The sequence below is a fragment of the Deinococcus sp. AB2017081 genome (genome assembly GCF_034440735.1).
GTDB classification, from domain to species: domain Bacteria; phylum Deinococcota; class Deinococci; order Deinococcales; family Deinococcaceae; genus Deinococcus; species Deinococcus rufus.
Genome location: NZ_CP140098.1, coordinates 3,116,675 through 3,131,484 on the forward strand (window position 1 = coordinate 3,116,675; position 14,810 = coordinate 3,131,484).

A 14,810-nucleotide genomic window follows, 5' to 3' on the forward strand; every position below is an offset into this window, starting at 1 on the left:
GGGGCGGCGGCCGGACAGTCACCGCCCAGCGTAGTGCAGCGCGCACGGTCACGCGGCGTCCGGTGGTGCCGATCACCGGCCCGGAGCGCTCCGGGCCGCTCTGGTAGGCTGCGCCCCATGTGGGCTTCAGACCGTGCCAGTGCCGTGCCGGGCAGCGTGTTCTCGCTGATGGATCAGGCCATGGGCCGCGCCCGCGCCGCCGGCCTCCCCGTCATCGACCTGAGCATCGGCAGCAGCGACCTGCACCCGCCTGCGGCCGTGCTGGATGTCCTGCGGGACGCGACGCGGGATCCGGCCACGTACCGCTACCCCATGGTGAGCGACACCCGGCCCCTGCGGATGGCAGCGGCCGACTATCTGCACCGCCGTTTCGGGGTGCAGGTGAACGCCGACGGCGAGGTCGTGCCGCTGATCGGAGCACAGGAAGGGCTGGCGCACCTGCTGCTGGCCGTGACCGATCCCGGCGACACGCTGCTGCTGCCGGATCCGTGTTACCCGCCCTATCTGGGGGCGGCGGCCGTGGCGGGGCTGAACGTGGTCACGTTGCCGCTGCACGTGGAACGCGGGTTCCTGCCGGATCTGGACGCCGTGCCGGCGGGCGTGCGGCCCCGCGTGCTGCTGCTGAACTATCCGAACAACCCGACGTCGGCCGTGGCGGATCTGGCCTTCTTCGAGCGCGCTGCCGGGTGGTGCCGGGCCCGGGGCACCCTGCTGGTACACGACAACCCCTATGCCGAGCTGACCTTCGGCACCTACCGTGCTCCCAGTGCCCTGCAGGCCGGGGTGGACGGTGTGGTGGAACTGCACTCGCTGAGCAAGACCCACCACATGGGCGGCTTCCGCGTGGGCTTCGCGGCGGGTGACGCGGGGGCACTGGCCGCCCTGGCCCGCGTGAAGGGTGCCGTGGACTTCCATCCGTACCTGGGCATCCAGCGGGCGGCGGCGCTCGCGCTCGGACTGCCGGAGGACGTGGGCCGGGAGGGCGCGGCGACCTTCGAGGCGCGGCGGGACGCCCTGGTGCCGGCCCTGCAACGCCTGGACTGGGACGTGACGCTGCCGCAGGCGAGCATGTTCGTGTGGGCACGGGTGCCGGGCCTGACGGACTCGGTGGCCTTTGCCGTGCAGCTGGCCGCGCAGACCGGTGTGGCCGTCAGTCCGGGCCGGGCCTTCGGCGTGCAGGGGGAGGGCTTCGTGCGCCTCGCCCTGGTGCAGCCGCCCGCTGCCCTGGAACGGGCCGCGCGGGCCCTGTCCGGGGCGGCCATCCCGTCGGGCAGCGCTCCGCTGGCCCGCTGACGCCACAGCCAGCGGCGGCGGTGGGGTTCGCCCCCCCCGACACGGACGCGGCCACGACACCTCAACCCCACCTGGAGCACGTTTGACGGTCCGAAGTCCTCTATCATCAGGCAGCCGTATGCCTTCTTCGTCCTTTCCTCACGAGTCGATGCGCGTCCTGCTGGTCGAGGACAACCAGGACGACGCCTACCTGACCCAGGAGGCGTTCCTGTCCCTGGATCCCACTCCAGAATTCACGGTGTGCTCCGACGGCGTGGAGGCCATGGAGTACCTGCACCGTCGGCTCGACCACGGCGAGTCCCTGCCGGATATCGTCCTGATGGATCTGAACATGCCCCGCATGGACGGTTTCGGGCTGCTCGAGCACCTCAAGCAGGACACGGCGCTGCGGCGCCTGCCGGTGCTGGTGTTCAGCACCAGCAATTCCCGTGACGACATCCGCCGCGCGTACGACAAGTACGCCAACTCGTACATCTGCAAGCCCCGGCTGTTCAGCGAGTACGAGGACGTGGTGCAGGCTGTCCGCAGCTTCTGGATGCAGACCGCCAGCCTGCCCAGCTGAGCGCTCGCAGCGCCTACACTGCCGGGATGCACAGCGCTGGGCGGGAACGGGCAGCGTGGCGAAACGCGCTCGCGAACATCATCGACAACACCGACACGCGGGCCGGACGGCTCTTCGACGTGCTGCTGATCGCGGCCATCGTGCTGAGCGTGGTGGCCGTCATGCTCGACAGTGTCGGCGTGTACCAGGCCCGGTACGGCGCCACCCTGCGCGGCCTGGAATGGATCCTGACCGTGCTGTTTACCGTGGAGTACGTGCTGCGGCTGGTGGCGGCGCGCTCGGCCCGGCAGTATGCGCTCAGCTTCTTCGGAGTGGTGGACATCCTGTCCATCCTGCCGGCCTATGTGGCGCTGCTGGTGCCCGGAGCGCAGTTCCTGCTGATCATCCGAGTGCTGAGGCTGCTGCGGATCTTCCGGATCTTCAAACTGGCCCGCTACCTGTCGGAGGCGAGCGTGCTCACGACTGCGCTGCGGGCGAGTCTGGCGAAGATCACGGTGTTCCTGGCAGTGGTGCTCACCCTGGTCGTGGTGATCGGCACCCTGATGTACGTGGTCGAGGGACCGCAGTACGGCTTTACCAGCATCCCGACCAGCATCTACTGGGCGGTGGTCACCCTGACCACGGTCGGCTACGGGGATATCGCGCCCAAGACCCCGGTGGGCAAGACCCTGGCCTCGGTCGCGATGATCCTGGGGTACGGCATCATCGCCGTGCCGACGGGCATCGTCACCGTCGGGCTGGCGCAGGCTCAGGCCAGCCGGCGCAGCGACCGCCTGTGCCCGCGCTGCGGCCTGGAGCGCCATGAGCCCGATGCCCGCTACTGCCGGCGCTGCGGCCAGAACCTGCCGGAGTCAGGATCCGGGGCGATCCCGGAGCTCCCGTGATCCGGAGCGCCGCGCCGGGTGGGCGGCCGCAGCCGAGTCCAGGGCGTCGCGCTGTGCCTGGTCGTCCGTCCGTCGCTCCTCGGCACTGGGAGGCGACGCCGCCAGCAGGGCGAGCAGCAGCACGGTCACGCCCAGAGACACCAGCAACACGAAGACGATCAACATAGAACCTCGGAACGACGGGAGGGCGGCGCGGTGAGGCGTCAGCATACGCGTCATGACCGCCGGACACCGCGTGGAAATCACACGGGAGCCAGAGCGGGTCTTGGGGCTTCTCACATGAACCGGGGCGCGTGATTGCCGGCCGCCGGTCTGACCGCAGTATGCTCAGCCGCATGTCGGCAGATGTGCTGGAGCGGTTGCGTGGCGGACTGGTGGTGTCGTGTCAGGCGGATCCGGGCAGTCCGCTGCGCGATCCGTTCATCATCGGGCGGCTGGCGCTGGCGGCCGTCATGGGCGGCGCCCGCGGCGTCCGGATCCAGGGCTTCGACAACGTCGGCGCCGTGCGGGCGGTGACGGACGTCCCGATCATCGGTCTGACGAAGACTGACCGCGACGACACGGACGTGTACATCACCCCGACCGCTGCCGAGGCGGTGCGGCTGGCCGAACTCGGGGCGCAGATCGTCGCCCTGGACGGCACCGACCGCCCCCGGCCGGAGCCGCTGGCGGCGATGTTCGCTGCGGTTCACGGCGCGGGTGCCCTGGTCATGGCCGACATCAGCACCGTGGACGAGGCGCGGCTGGCCCTGGCGGCCGGCGCAGACATCGTGGGCACCACCCTGAGTGGATACACCCCGCACAGCCGCCCCGGCCCCGAGGCGGACTGGATGCTGCTGGACGAGCTGCGCCACGCCGGCCTGCCCTTCGCCGCCGAGGGCCGACTGAACGCACCGGACGACGCAGCCCGTGCCATGTCGGCGGGCGCGGCGTTCGTGGTCGTGGGCAGCGCGATCACCCGGCCGGATGTGATCACCGGGTGGTTCACCCGCGCGCTGCAGGACGCGCTCCCGGAATGATGGGCTGGCCGGTCACGGACTGACGTGGGCGGCAGCGAGATCAAGGTCGGTCGGCCCGGCCATGGGGCCCGGTGTGGGCGTCCGCAGGGGCCGCATCCACTCGACGATCCAGCGGGCCACCTGGTCGCTGCGGGCGGCGACGATATCGAGGTGTGACGCTCCGGGCAGGGTGCGGACGGTCACCGCTCCGCGCGTCTTCTTCCCATATGCCACGAAGTCCGCTGCCTGCGTGACCCCCCTCTGGGCCGCGATCCCCAGTACCGGCAGCGTCAGGGCGGAGGTATGCCACACGTGCAGGGTCTGTTCGAACGGCGTGCCCACGGTACCGGTGCGGGCGGCGGCCACGTCCAGGGTCAGGCGGTTCGGGAAGTACCACTCGGTGTAGTCCGCGAGCGGCGTCCAGTAGCGGTTCACGAAGTCCTGGCCGTCGGTGGGGGCGGCCGGGTCATCCTGCCACCCGACCGGGCGCGAGGTGTCCTGTGGCCCGACCAGCCAGTGGCTGTCGCGCCCGCCCAGAGCCAGGGCCAGGAAGCTGGGGGCCTCGATGGCGTTGGTGGGCTGTCCGGTCTGCACCGTCATGAACGGCAGCAGGGCATAACGGCTCTCCAGCTGCAGGAGACACGCGGCGAGGTTGGTGGCAGGCACCGCGCTCAGGCCACGCTCCGGGGCCAGGGCGTCCGGGGCGGCGGCGGCCAGCCGGGCCTGCGCCGCCGCCTGACTGGCGAGCCTGGGGCCGAAGACCAGCGTGTTCACATAGGGCTGCCGGTCGAGCTGTCGGAGACCCGGCAGCACACCCAGCGCATTCAGGCCGCCCTGGTCGTACTGGTCGGTGTTGATCTCGCGGTCGGCCAGCGTGCCGGGCAGGCCGTCGAGCATGACCAGCCCGCGCACGTCGTCGGCCCCGGCCCGGCCGCCGAAGTCATAGGCGGCGTACAGTCCGGTCAGGCCGGCCCCCAGCGAGTGCCCGCCCAGGAAGACGTCGGGAGTCACGCGGCGGGCCTCCTGCACGGCCGCCCGCCAGTCGCGCAGCGTGACGTCCAGCCCCCAGTCGCGCATGAAGGCCACGCGGCCCGGCGGCACCACGGGCAGACCGTCCTGCACGATCCGGGTCAGGGTGGCCGTGTCCGCGCCCGCCAGCTGCGCCTGCGGCTCGAGGGTATTGCTGCGCCGGTCGACCGCCCACACCGCCACGCCCGGATCCCGCGCCACGATCTGCCGCGCCAGCCGGTCGAAGCTGCCCGCGCCACCCAGGTAGCCGGGCATGAGCAGCAGGATCGCCCGTGGCCGGCTCGGGCCGTACCGCACCGTGATGCTGGCGTTGTACTGGGCGGGCGTGCCGGGCACGGTCACGCCCGCCCGCTGCACACGGACGGCGGGAATGCGGGTCAGCGGCGGGTCAGCGGCGGCCTGCGCCGCGCCCAGCGCCAGCATGAGCGCGGCCCCGCCGCACGCCAGCCGGCGGAGGACAGACGAGGGACACACGGCAGCCATACCTCATGCTGACGCGCCCCGGAACCGCCGTGATGGGCCGGTCAAGAGCATTTCTTGGAAGATCGGGCGTCCCCGCGCTCACAGCGGTGTTCAGATCCGCCCAGGGGCGGAACTGATGCCCCAGGGCTCCACTGTCAACCGCTGTCGTCTCAGGGACTCGCTCCGCTCGTTTCAGAAGGAATGAGGGTACCCTCATTCCCTCCGAACTCTGCTGTCAGTGCCCGGAGTCGTCGTCGCGGCGTCCGTACTTGTCATCCAGATAACGGCCGTGCGCCTGCAGGTCTCGGGCCTGCTGGGCGGTCCGGCCCCGCACGATGGCCGTCATGCGCGTCTCGATCAGCGCGAGCTGGCGCGCGAATTCCCGCTGGCTGTCCGGCGTCGCGGGCGCGGCCCGGTAGGCACCGAGCAGGGCCGGCAGATCTTCGCGCGCCGCCTGCCGGGCGTCGAAGGTATCGCGGCCCAGGGTCTGGTCACCGTCGCAGACCCGCAGCGCCTGGGCTGTGGCGGCCAGCGTCCGGCGGTACACGGCGCGATCCGGGGCCGGCAGGGCGCGGGCATGGCGGTGCAGCGTGGTCAGTACCGGCAGTTCCGTCGGCCCGGAGACGGCGCCCAGGGAGTCGTCCGGCCGCAGCAGCGTCCGTGCCCGGCGGGCGAGCCACGTTGTACCTGCCACGCCCAGCAGCAGCACGAGGCCCAGCACCCACCCGGCCGAGTCGCTGCCCGACGCCAGCCCGATCCCCAGGAAGACCGTGCAGAGGGTCAGGATGGACAGCCCCAGCAGCCCGATCACGGTGAGCACGCCCAGCCCCGCCGCCCGCCGCACGCGGCTCCCGGCGCGGCGCAGGGCCAGTGCCGGGGGCACGGCGCCGATCCCCCAGCCGTCCGGGTGCAGCGGCCCACGCCCCGCAGGACGGATCAGGAACCGCGCCACACGGGTGCCGGTGCGGGCCACGGTGAGCAGGGTGGTGACGGACGGAGCCATACTCCAGGGTACGCGGCGGGGCGGCCGGGCGTTCCGATCCAGACCACCATCTGCACCTCGGCACCTGCGCTACGGCAGGGCGGGGCGGGGCAGCGTGCCCAGAGCCAGGGTGCGTTCCAGGCGCAGCGTGTGGTGCTCAAGGCCGTTTCGCTCGTCGAAACGACGGGCAAGGTCCGCAGCCTGGGCCGCGTGGTAGGCGTGACGCCCGCGCACGTCGTAACGGCCGTCCGGCCGGTGACCGGGCACGTCCTGTGGCACGGCCAGCGTGGTCTGCGTGTGGCCGGCGCGCTCCAGCTCCTGGAACAGCAGCGCCCCGGCCAGGTGGAAGTCCAGGCGGTCGTCGAGTTCACTGGTCCGTTCGGCCCAGCCCACGTGCCGCGCGTACCATTCCACGGCGGCGGCCGGATCAGTCAGGCTCAGGTATTCCAGATGGCGGGCCTGTGGCGTCAGGTGATCCGGATCGCCGGCGACCATGTCCCGACCCTGCTCGTGGTGGCGGCGGGCCTCGTCCCAGCGGCCCAGGCGCAGCAGGGCGGGCAGCACCATGCCATGCGTGGAATGCGGGATGTGCGAGCACGTCATGTGGCGGTCGAGCATGCGCTGCACCTGGGTCACACAGCCCTCGTCGTCGCCCAGGAACTCGTGGTAGTCGGCGATGGCCTGGGCCTCGCACGCGGGACAGTCGCTGAGTGCGTCGCGGCGGGCGAACTGCCACAGGTTGAACGCCACGCGGGCGTCGTCGAGGTCGCCCCGGTGCATGGCGAGCGACATGCGGAAGTACGGCACGGTGCCGGCGCCCAGGCCCAGGTCCTGCACCCGCCGGGCGTAGTCGGCATGCAGGTCGCGGATCCGCTCCAGGGGAATCTGCGGGAAGTGGTGCGTGGCGATCAGCACCCACTTGTGGAACCATGTCAGCGAGCGCTGTTCCCACGGGCCGAACTCGTCCGGGTGGGCATCCAGATACGTGCGGCACCACGCGAAGGCGACGAGCATCTTCTCGCTCTGTCCGGCATAGGTGGCGCTGTAGATCAGCTCCTTGCGGGCCTCGTAGCCGGCCTCACCGTCCCGGGCAAGGTCGGCGGCCCGCACCGCGTCCTCGACCAGCGCCAGCCGCTCCGGGCCGTGTGACAGCGCCTCAGCGCGTTCGAGCAGATCCTGAGCAGTACCCATCGTCAGACCTCCTGTTGATGCCGACCCGGAGCGACGGCACTCGCTGCCGTGGCCTGACCGGCAGTGCTTGCCGTCGTCGTGATCCGCACGTTACTCATATTCATTGCACGCCGCTGCGTCTACTCCTCGTCCCGCCGGAAGCGAGCTGCGAACCGCCGGTCAGGACGGAGACCGCACTCCGGTGGGCCCCGTGTCAGTTCAGGTGCGGCGCCGGGGCCGCCGCGGTGTCCGGGCCGTCCAGGGCCGTGCCGATCAGGTCGAGCAGCCCCCCGTTGAGCAGTCCCAGCTCGCGGGCCGTCAGCGGGTGGTGCCCCAGCAGCAACGCCTGCACGTACAGCATGCCGATCACCCGGCGCAGCAGCGGCCCGTCCGGCAGGCGCGCCGCCCGCTCCAGCAGCGGGTGGTTCAGATTGAAGTGCACCTCGGTGGCGTAGTCCGCGCTGCCCTGAAGGTCGCCCAGCAGGTCGCCCCACAGACCGCCGCCGACGCTCTCGCGGGTGCGGTGCAGGTCGCGGCCGGCCCGGGGGAACGCCAGCGCACACAGCGCCGCCGGCTCGAAACGGCTCAGGCGGGCGTCGGCGTCCAGGGAGACCAGGGTGTCGCGCGCCGCCGCGAGCAGGGTGGCCGTCGCCTGCCGCTCGGCCGCCCCCAGCGGCGTGAGGTCCTGCACGAGGTCGCCGGCGTCCAGACGCGACACGCGCACCTCGGGGTGCAGCGCTCCGTAGCGCTCGAGCAGCGTGGCGTCGTAGGTGTACACGGCATGGATGACCGGTGGGCCACCCGGCGCGGCCAGCTGCGCCGCCTGCCGGTACAGGTTCAGGTCGGCCACGTAGCGCACCTCGGCGCTGCCGGCGTGGGCGAGCACCTCGGGCAGGGTCAGGCGGCCGGCGCTGGACTCGAAGGGCAGCCAGCGCAGGAACAGCTCCAGGAAGTCGTCGTCCTCGGCCGCCAGGGCCTTGATGCTCAGGTAGTGCAGGGCGATCAGTTCGCGCAGGGTGGCGGGGGCCCGCTCGGCCAGCCCGATCAGCCAGCGCCGCAGGGCCTGCGCGATCTCGGCGCGGGCGGCGTGCAGCGTGGCGTCGTCGCGCAGGGCATCCCGGGCCGCGTTCGGCCGCAGGGCTCCGGCGTCCAGCACGGCCTTCACGAAGAAGGCCCAGCGGGGCACGAGCTGCGTCTCCTCCTCGGAGAGCAGCATGTGGCGCACGTACACGCGGTGCTGCCCCCGGGCATCCAGGGTGGGTGTCCACGGCAGCACGAAGGCCACGCCCTGGACGCCGCCGGCCTCGGTGGCCACGTCCACGAACTCAAGAGGGCGCACGCCCAGCAACGTCTCGCCGTAGGCCAGCACGGCGGCGCGGCGGGCCTCCTCACCGGCTGTGTGATCCAGCCACGGAGCACCGCCCGCATTCACCGTGGTGCGCCGGCCGGGCTCGCTCACCATGACCGGATAGGGCAGCAGCGCTCCGTACTGCCCTGCCCACGCGGCCACCCGGTCCGGCAGCAGGTACTGGGCCCGGTCTTGCCGCGCCCGCAGCACCACGCGGGTGCCCACCGGCGTGTCCTCCGGGCCGTCCTCCAGGGTGTACGAGCCATCGGCCAGACCCACCCACCGCACGGGCGGCGTGCCGCTCACCGAGCGCGACACGACCTCGATCCGCTCGCTGACCAGGAAGCACGCCAGCAGTCCGATCCCGAACTGCCCGATGAACTCCACGCTGCCGCGCTTGGAACTGCGCCCGATGGTCGCCAGGAAGGCGTGGATGTCATCCGGTGTGAGGCCGGTGCCGCAGTCCGTGAAGGTCAGCGTGTCGTCCTGAATGGAAAATTCCAGCGCCGGGGTGAAGGGCGCTCCTCCCGAGTCCTGGCGGGCGCGGATGGCATCCACGCCGTTCTGCATCAGCTCACGCACGTAGACCTCGGGGCCGGCGTACAGATGCTCGCTGAGCAGGTCGATCAGGCCGCGCAGATCCACGGCAAAGGCGTGCGTCATGGCCCACATTCTTTCAGATGTGAGGCCCTCCCCCACCGGTGGGGTGGCGGATCGGGGGGTGCGCCGGGTGGCCTACGGCCCGCGCAGCGCCGCCACCCGTGCAGCCAGCGCCTGCCACGGCTGCAGCCGGAAATGCGTGTGTCCCAGCGGGCTGGTGCTGGGCAGCACCCAGACCTCTGCGCCCTCCAGCGGCTCCGGCTGGGGGCCGTACGGCACGCGGCCGGTCGCCACACCCAGCACCTCGGCCGCGCCGCGTTTGCTGGTGAAGGCCACGAGCTGCGGGCGGTGACGCGCGATCTTCTCGCGCAGTTCCGACGGTCGCCACGCGCCGGGCGGCAGCGCCGAGTCCACACCGCTGTGCCGCTTGGCGACGTCCGTCACACCGATGCCGAAGGTGGGCAGCAGCGGATATTCGTGTGGCGCGAGCTGCCGGGATGTCAGGCCGACCTCGTGCAGCACGCGCCAGAATTTGTTGGTGGGGTTGGCATAGTACGCCCGCGCCGCCGCACTGATCCGGCTGGGAGCCGTGCCGACCAGCACCAGGGTCAGCCCTGGCTCAAGAACGTCCGGGACGAGGTATTCCCCGTTCCCGTCCAGGGCACCGCCCTCTGCACCGCTACTTGTCGTCGTCGTAGCGCTGCTCCCGGAACGGATCGCCGCGCATGTGGTAGCCGTTGACCTCCCAGAAGCCGGGCTTGTCGCCTGCCATGAACTCCAGGCCGGTCAGCCACTTGGCGCTCTTCCAGAAATACAGGTGCGGCACGACCAGGCGCAGCGGCCCACCGTGCTCGGCGTCCAGCGGCTCACCGCCGAAGGTGTGGGCCAGCAGGTTCTCGGGCCGCGTGAAATCCTCGAGGCTCAGGTTGGTCGTGTAGCCGCCGACCGAGTGCTGCATGACGTGCGTGGCCGCCGGGTCGAGTTTCAGGTGCTCCATCAGGTCGGTCACGCGCACCCCGGTCCAGGTGGTGTCCAGCTTGCTCCAGTGCGTCACGCAGTGGATGTCGTAGGTGAGCGTGGTCTGCGGCAGGGCCATCAGGTCGGCCCACGTGAGGGTCTTCTCCTCGGCCAGTCCCGTGATCCGGATCACGACGTCCTCCGGTCGGTAGTGCTGGGTGGGGCCGTAGGTCAGCACCGGAAAGCGGGTCGTGAGCGTCTGACCGGGCGGAATGCGTCCGCCCATGTCGTCGGCCGGTTTCTTGAAGAAGTTCCCGAGCATGACTCAATTGGACGATGACGCATGCCCCGGAAGCTGTTGCGGAACTACCGGTTTCATTTAGACTCACGCACCTGTCTGTATGTGACACCATCCTGACGCACGCCGTCAGAATTGTGACAGGGTGTTGGTGTAACCTGAACACCAAGACCGGGGTGATTACCTTTCCCGAGTCCGCACATGCCCCGGCACCACCCGCGCCCACGGCCCCGGCCGTACCCGGCGCAAGGAGTACGCCGCATGTCTTCACTGTTCAACCGCACCGCTGCCCGCCACGAAGTCGAACGTGCCCGACTCATGAGCGATATCCGCGACATGGTCGCGGTGCTGCGTCGGCAACCCAATGAACTGCTGCCCTTCGACTGGGTTCGGCACCTCGCCCCCGACGGCGAGCACCAGCTCGGTCTGATGACCATCGAGGTCGATCACATCATCGGGAGCGTGGATCGCTACCGGGAGTTCGACCGCCACTACCTGCCCAAGGAACCGCACCTCGACGAGCGCTGGATCGGAGTGCGCAGTGCCCAGATGGACGGCAAGGAACTGCCGCCCATCCAGGTCTACAAGGTCGGCACCCTGTACTTCGTCAAGGACGGCAACCACCGCGTGTCGGTCGCCCGCCGTCAGGGCCAGAAGTACATCGACGCGTATGTCATCGAACTGAACGTCGCTGTGCCGCCCGACGAGGACGACACCCTGAAAGACCTGATCATCAAGGGTGAGTATGCCCAGTTCCTGAAGGCCACGAACCTCGACCGGATCATGCCCGGCCACCGCCAGATCCTGTTCACTACGCCCGGCCGCTACGAGAAGCTGCTGGAGCACATCCGCACCCGCGAGTACTATCTGAACCAGAAGCGGGCCGCCGAGGGCAAAGAGCCGGTGACCTGGGAAGAGGCCGTCGAGAGCTGGTACTGCCGCCTGTACCTGCGCATCGTGGAGAACCTCGACCTGCACCACGTCATGTTCCGCTTCCCCGGCCGCACCGAGGCCGACCTGTACCTGTGGATCATGGATCACCGCTACTTCCTGACCCAGAAATACGGCCACGATGTCGGCTCCGAACAGGCGACGAAGGACTTCGGCGAGCACTTCGCGCCGCCGCTGTACAAGCGTGCCCTCCAGCGCGCGCAGCTGCTGCTCACCGGGAAACTCGACCCGGCGACCTGACCGCCGCCCGAAGTACCACGACCGAACCGCGACCGGAACCTCCCCGCGCGGTTCGGTTCCGTTGTGGGATGCTGACCCCATGGCGCTGACGTTCGATGATCCGGTGCTGGGCGAGCTGACGTACGACCACGAGTTCGAGTGGTGGGACGGGCAGACCGACCTGGGTGGTCATCCGGCCGAGCTGCGGGTTCAGGCAGAACGCGACTGCCCGAGTGACCCCGCCGCGCGGCGCACCCTGGGCGCAGCCCTGACCCGGCTCCGCGAGACCGAAGGCCGGGTCAGGGCCGCGGTGGCCACCCGACTGCTCGACCTGGCCGAGGACTGGCGCGACGACGAGGACGATCCCGAACCGCTGACCATTGCAAGTGTCATGGCGCGGATCGTCCCGACGTCCGTGGAACTGACGCCAGATGGTGGAGCCACGCTGTACTACGCCGACGGCGAACTGTTTGCCGGTCACATCATCCTTGCCGGGGTAGACGCCTCGGGCCACGTCACCTCGGCCGGCATCGCCGGGTGACAGGCGGGCGGCTTTCGTCTCCTCCCCTATACTCGCCCTTACTGTGAGCGGCTCCATACACATCACCGAGGCGGCCCTCGCCTCGCTCATCGGGCTGACGGCCCACGAGATCCCCGGCGTGGTGGGCATGGCCCCCGCGAACCTCCGCGAGGGGCTGAGCCGCGTGCTGGGCCGGGCGAACGCCAGCGAGGGCGTGGTCATCGGCAAGGACGCGGGAAAGTACACGGCCGACCTGTTCATCGTCGCCGCCTATGGCGTGAGCATCCCAACCGTCGCGCAGAACATCGTGGACCGCGTGGTGCACACCGTGAAGACCCAGGCGGGCATCGAGCTCGCCGCCACCCGCGTGCACGCCGTGGGGGTGCAGCGTGTCTGACGCCGCGCGACATACCGAACTCAAGCCCGCCGACCTGGCCCGCATGCTGCGCTACGCGACCGACTGGCTGGGCGTGTACCGCGAGCAGGTGAACGCCCTGAACGTGTACCCGGTGCCGGACGGCGACACCGGCACGAACATGCACCTGACCATGCAGTCCGTGCGCCGCGAGCTCGACACCTGCGAGCAGGACTCCATGCCCAGCGTGGCCCGCGCGATCAGTTACGGGGCGCTGCTGGGCGCGCGCGGGAACAGCGGCGTGATCCTCTCGCAGCTCCTCAAGGGCTTCGCCGAGGCGATCCGCGACGCGAAGACCGTGGACGCCGCGCTGCTGGGCCGGGCCTTCCAGGCGGCGCAGAAGGCCGGCTACGGCGCGGTCATGAAACCCGTCGAGGGCACCATCCTGACCGTGGCGCGCGGCGTGGCCGAAGGAGCGCAGAGTCAACAGGCGCAGGGACAGGACATCGAGGGGCTGCTGGAACAGGCGCTGTTCAGGGGGCAGGAACTCCTCGACCAGACGCCGGACATGCTCCCGGCCCTCAAGCAGGCGGGCGTGATCGACTCGGGCGGGCAGGGCTACCTGTACCTCGTGGCGGGCATGCTGGCCGAGCTGCGCGGCGAGGCGCTGCCGCCCGAGCCGGACGTGACGGAGTACGCGCAGCAGCAGTTCGAGAACGAGGAGTTCGGCTTCTGCACCGAGTTCCTGATGTCCGAGGCGACCGAGTCCATCGAGACGATCCGCGAGCTCGTCACGCCCTTCGGGGACTCGCTGCTCGTCGTGGGCGCGGAAGGGTACGTCAAGGGCCACATCCACACCAACGAGCCTGACCAGCTGCTCGCCACGGTCGGCCGCTACGGGAAGATGCTCAAGACCAAGGTCGAGGACATGGCCGAGCAGCACACGGAGATCCTGGGCATGGCCGGGGCCGCCGCACGGGCCGAGGAGGAAGTGCCGCCCTCGGGTCTGGTCGCCGTGGCGAACGGGTACGGGCTGGTCAAGCTGTTCCGCTCCCTGGGCGCGCGCATCGTGTCCGGCGGGCAGACCGCGAACCCCAGCGTTCAGGACATCGTGGACGCCGTGCGCAGCGTCAGCGCCGAGAAGGTCGTCATCCTGCCGAACAACAAGAACGTCCTGATGGCCGCCGAGAAGGCCATGGAACTCATGGAGGGCCGCGCGGTCGTCATTCCCACCCGCACCCTCGGGCAGGGCATCGGCGCGGCGCTCGCCTTCCAGCCGGACACGCCCGCCGACGAGCTCAGGGACACCATGACCGAGGGGGCCGGGAACGTCACGACCTTCGAGGTCACGCGCGCCAGCCGCACCACCAACATCACCACGAAAGACGGCACGACCCTGGACATCCAGGAGGGCGATGTGATCGGCCTGCGCGACGACGAACTCGTCCAGGCCGGCGGGCAACCCGAGGACAGCGTGCTGGAGATGCTCAACAGGTCGTACGCCGGGCAGGAGATCGTCACCGTGTTCGGCGGCCCCCAGAAGACCCAGGACGACCTCGACGCCCTCGCCGCGAAGATCAGCGCCGCGTTCCCCATGGTCGAGGTCGAGGCGCACGCCGGCGGCCCCGACCTGTACGACTACCTCGTCACGCTGGAATAGGCCGGGGGCGCGCAGCTGGTGGCAGAGGGCCGGGGCATCCACGCTCCGGCCCCCGCCCTTTGGCCTACGCGCGCCCTACGCCACCCGGCGAATGTGGCCCGCACGGCCCGCCCCGCATACTCCATGGCAGGTGAGGGCCCACGCCCGCACCGGCCGGGCCGAACGCCCAGGGTTACCCTTCAACGGTCAAGCCCCCTGAGCGGATCACTTGCCCGGCCTGCACCACCGTCAGCACCGCCCGCTCCCATCGTCCAGTGGACAGGACATCAGGCTTTCAATCTGAGAACGCCGGTTCAATTCCGGCTGGGAGTCCCACCCCTCCGGCACCGGAGGATGATTCCATCGTCCAATGGCTCAAGACGCCCCGTTGTCTGCGGGAAGATGTGGGTTCAATTCCCACTGGAATCGCCACACGCGGGCCGACTTCAGGGCCGAACGGTCACGGTTCTCTCCACACGCGTCCCCCAGCGGGGCGTCCGGGCGGAAACACCTCCGGGTGTTCCGGGTTCGATTCCCGGCATG

General features: G+C 70.3%; 15 protein-coding genes and 2 tRNA genes. 10 read left to right on the forward strand and 7 right to left on the reverse strand.

Features of this window, described 5'->3' with window-relative positions; translation table 11 throughout:
* Positions 1–117: 117 nt before the first annotated feature.
* The 3 genes from U2P90_RS15195 to U2P90_RS15205 all read left to right on the forward strand — a co-directional run bounded on the left by U2P90_RS15195 (position 118) and on the right by U2P90_RS15205 (position 2,739).
* Positions 118–1,293, forward strand: a complete 1,176-nt coding sequence (locus tag U2P90_RS15195; protein WP_322472799.1) for an aminotransferase class I/II-fold pyridoxal phosphate-dependent enzyme — start codon at positions 118–120, stop codon at positions 1,291–1,293.
* 148 nt (positions 1,294–1,441) lie between these two features.
* Complete coding sequence (locus U2P90_RS15200; protein WP_322472800.1) at positions 1,442–1,855, forward strand: response regulator; 414 nt, start codon at positions 1,442–1,444, stop codon at positions 1,853–1,855.
* A 26-nt stretch (positions 1,856–1,881) separates the two neighbouring features.
* Positions 1,882–2,739: an ion transporter gene (locus U2P90_RS15205; RefSeq protein WP_295821401.1), complete on the forward strand. Its 858-nt coding sequence runs from the start codon at positions 1,882–1,884 to the stop codon at positions 2,737–2,739.
* Here U2P90_RS15205 and U2P90_RS15210 read toward each other — a convergent pair.
* Entirely contained in the window at positions 2,707–2,904 is a 198-nt protein-coding gene (locus U2P90_RS15210) for a hypothetical protein (protein WP_295821403.1), read from the reverse strand. The two genes, U2P90_RS15205 and U2P90_RS15210, sit on opposite strands and share 33 nt — an antisense overlap.
* A gap of 170 nt (positions 2,905–3,074) precedes the next feature.
* Between U2P90_RS15210 and U2P90_RS15215 the strand changes: the two genes are divergently transcribed.
* Positions 3,075–3,758 carry an N-acetylmannosamine-6-phosphate 2-epimerase gene (locus tag U2P90_RS15215; protein ID WP_322472801.1) on the forward strand — a complete coding sequence of 228 codons (684 nt, stop codon included), beginning with the start codon at positions 3,075–3,077 and terminating at the stop codon, positions 3,756–3,758.
* A gap of 12 nt (positions 3,759–3,770) precedes the next feature.
* Here the strand turns inward: U2P90_RS15215 and U2P90_RS15220 are convergent, their stop codons facing one another.
* From U2P90_RS15220 to U2P90_RS15245, 6 genes are all read right to left on the reverse strand, one after another.
* A complete protein-coding gene (locus U2P90_RS15220; RefSeq protein WP_322472802.1) occupies positions 3,771–5,249 on the reverse strand; it encodes an alpha/beta hydrolase in 1,479 nt (492 codons plus the stop codon).
* Positions 5,250–5,463: 214 nt separating this feature from the next.
* Complete coding sequence (locus U2P90_RS15225) at positions 5,464–6,231, reverse strand: hypothetical protein (RefSeq protein ID WP_322472803.1); 768 nt, start codon at positions 6,229–6,231, stop codon at positions 5,464–5,466.
* A gap of 69 nt (positions 6,232–6,300) precedes the next feature.
* The gene (locus U2P90_RS15230; protein ID WP_322472804.1) at positions 6,301–7,401 is read right to left on the reverse strand and encodes a hypothetical protein; all 1,101 of its coding nucleotides are present in this window, start codon (positions 7,399–7,401) and stop codon (positions 6,301–6,303) included.
* A 193-nt stretch (positions 7,402–7,594) separates the two neighbouring features.
* Positions 7,595–9,391 (reverse strand): HSP90 family protein, encoded by a 1,797-nt coding sequence (locus U2P90_RS15235; RefSeq protein WP_322472805.1) that lies wholly within the window; start codon positions 9,389–9,391, stop codon positions 7,595–7,597.
* A gap of 72 nt (positions 9,392–9,463) precedes the next feature.
* The gene (locus U2P90_RS15240) at positions 9,464–9,988 is read right to left on the reverse strand and encodes a mismatch-specific DNA-glycosylase (RefSeq protein WP_322474712.1); all 525 of its coding nucleotides are present in this window, start codon (positions 9,986–9,988) and stop codon (positions 9,464–9,466) included.
* 19 nt (positions 9,989–10,007) lie between these two features.
* Positions 10,008–10,607, reverse strand: coding sequence for a sulfite oxidase-like oxidoreductase (locus U2P90_RS15245; RefSeq protein WP_322472806.1), 600 nt, complete (start codon positions 10,605–10,607; stop codon positions 10,008–10,010).
* A gap of 237 nt (positions 10,608–10,844) precedes the next feature.
* Here U2P90_RS15245 and U2P90_RS15250 point away from each other — a divergent pair, with 237 nt between their 5' ends.
* The 6 genes from U2P90_RS15250 (at position 10,845) to U2P90_RS15275 (ending at position 14,699) form a co-directional block, all read left to right on the forward strand.
* Positions 10,845–11,774, forward strand: coding sequence for a DUF4032 domain-containing protein (locus tag U2P90_RS15250; RefSeq protein ID WP_295821416.1), 930 nt, complete (start codon positions 10,845–10,847; stop codon positions 11,772–11,774).
* A 79-nt stretch (positions 11,775–11,853) separates the two neighbouring features.
* Positions 11,854–12,294: a DUF2262 domain-containing protein gene (locus U2P90_RS15255; protein WP_322472807.1), complete on the forward strand. Its 441-nt coding sequence runs from the start codon at positions 11,854–11,856 to the stop codon at positions 12,292–12,294.
* 43 nt (positions 12,295–12,337) lie between these two features.
* Positions 12,338–12,670, forward strand: coding sequence for an Asp23/Gls24 family envelope stress response protein (locus U2P90_RS15260; RefSeq protein WP_295821421.1), 333 nt, complete (start codon positions 12,338–12,340; stop codon positions 12,668–12,670).
* 43 nt (positions 12,671–12,713) lie between these two features.
* On the forward strand, positions 12,714–14,288 hold the full coding sequence (locus tag U2P90_RS15265; RefSeq protein WP_322474713.1) for a DAK2 domain-containing protein: 1,575 nt from the start codon (positions 12,714–12,716) through the stop codon (positions 14,286–14,288).
* A gap of 240 nt (positions 14,289–14,528) precedes the next feature.
* Positions 14,529–14,603: transfer RNA gene (locus U2P90_RS15270), tRNA-Glu, on the forward strand.
* A 20-nt stretch (positions 14,604–14,623) separates the two neighbouring features.
* Positions 14,624–14,699 (forward strand) — tRNA-Asp (locus tag U2P90_RS15275).
* The last annotated feature ends 111 nt before the right edge of the window (positions 14,700–14,810 follow it).

Excerpts from the sequence above, each read along its gene's own strand:
- U2P90_RS15195 (WP_322472799.1), top strand. The coding sequence starts at position 118 with ATGTGGGCTTCAGACCGTGCCAGTGCCGTGCCGGGCAGCGTGTTCTCG.
- U2P90_RS15200 (WP_322472800.1), top strand. The coding sequence starts at position 1,442 with ATGCGCGTCCTGCTGGTCGAGGACAACCAGGACGACGCCTACCTGACC.
- U2P90_RS15205 (WP_295821401.1), top strand. The coding sequence starts at position 1,882 with ATGCACAGCGCTGGGCGGGAACGGGCAGCGTGGCGAAACGCGCTCGCG.
- U2P90_RS15210 (WP_295821403.1), bottom strand. The coding sequence starts at position 2,904 with ATGTTGATCGTCTTCGTGTTGCTGGTGTCTCTGGGCGTGACCGTGCTG.
- U2P90_RS15215 (WP_322472801.1), top strand. The coding sequence starts at position 3,075 with ATGTCGGCAGATGTGCTGGAGCGGTTGCGTGGCGGACTGGTGGTGTCG.
- U2P90_RS15220 (WP_322472802.1), bottom strand. The coding sequence starts at position 5,249 with ATGGCTGCCGTGTGTCCCTCGTCTGTCCTCCGCCGGCTGGCGTGCGGC.
- U2P90_RS15225 (WP_322472803.1), bottom strand. The coding sequence starts at position 6,231 with ATGGCTCCGTCCGTCACCACCCTGCTCACCGTGGCCCGCACCGGCACC.
- U2P90_RS15230 (WP_322472804.1), bottom strand. The coding sequence starts at position 7,401 with ATGGGTACTGCTCAGGATCTGCTCGAACGCGCTGAGGCGCTGTCACAC.
- U2P90_RS15235 (WP_322472805.1), bottom strand. The coding sequence starts at position 9,391 with ATGACGCACGCCTTTGCCGTGGATCTGCGCGGCCTGATCGACCTGCTC.
- U2P90_RS15245 (WP_322472806.1), bottom strand. The coding sequence starts at position 10,607 with ATGCTCGGGAACTTCTTCAAGAAACCGGCCGACGACATGGGCGGACGC.
- U2P90_RS15250 (WP_295821416.1), top strand. The coding sequence starts at position 10,845 with ATGTCTTCACTGTTCAACCGCACCGCTGCCCGCCACGAAGTCGAACGT.
- U2P90_RS15255 (WP_322472807.1), top strand. The coding sequence starts at position 11,854 with ATGGCGCTGACGTTCGATGATCCGGTGCTGGGCGAGCTGACGTACGAC.
- U2P90_RS15265 (WP_322474713.1), top strand. The coding sequence starts at position 12,714 with ATGCTGCGCTACGCGACCGACTGGCTGGGCGTGTACCGCGAGCAGGTG.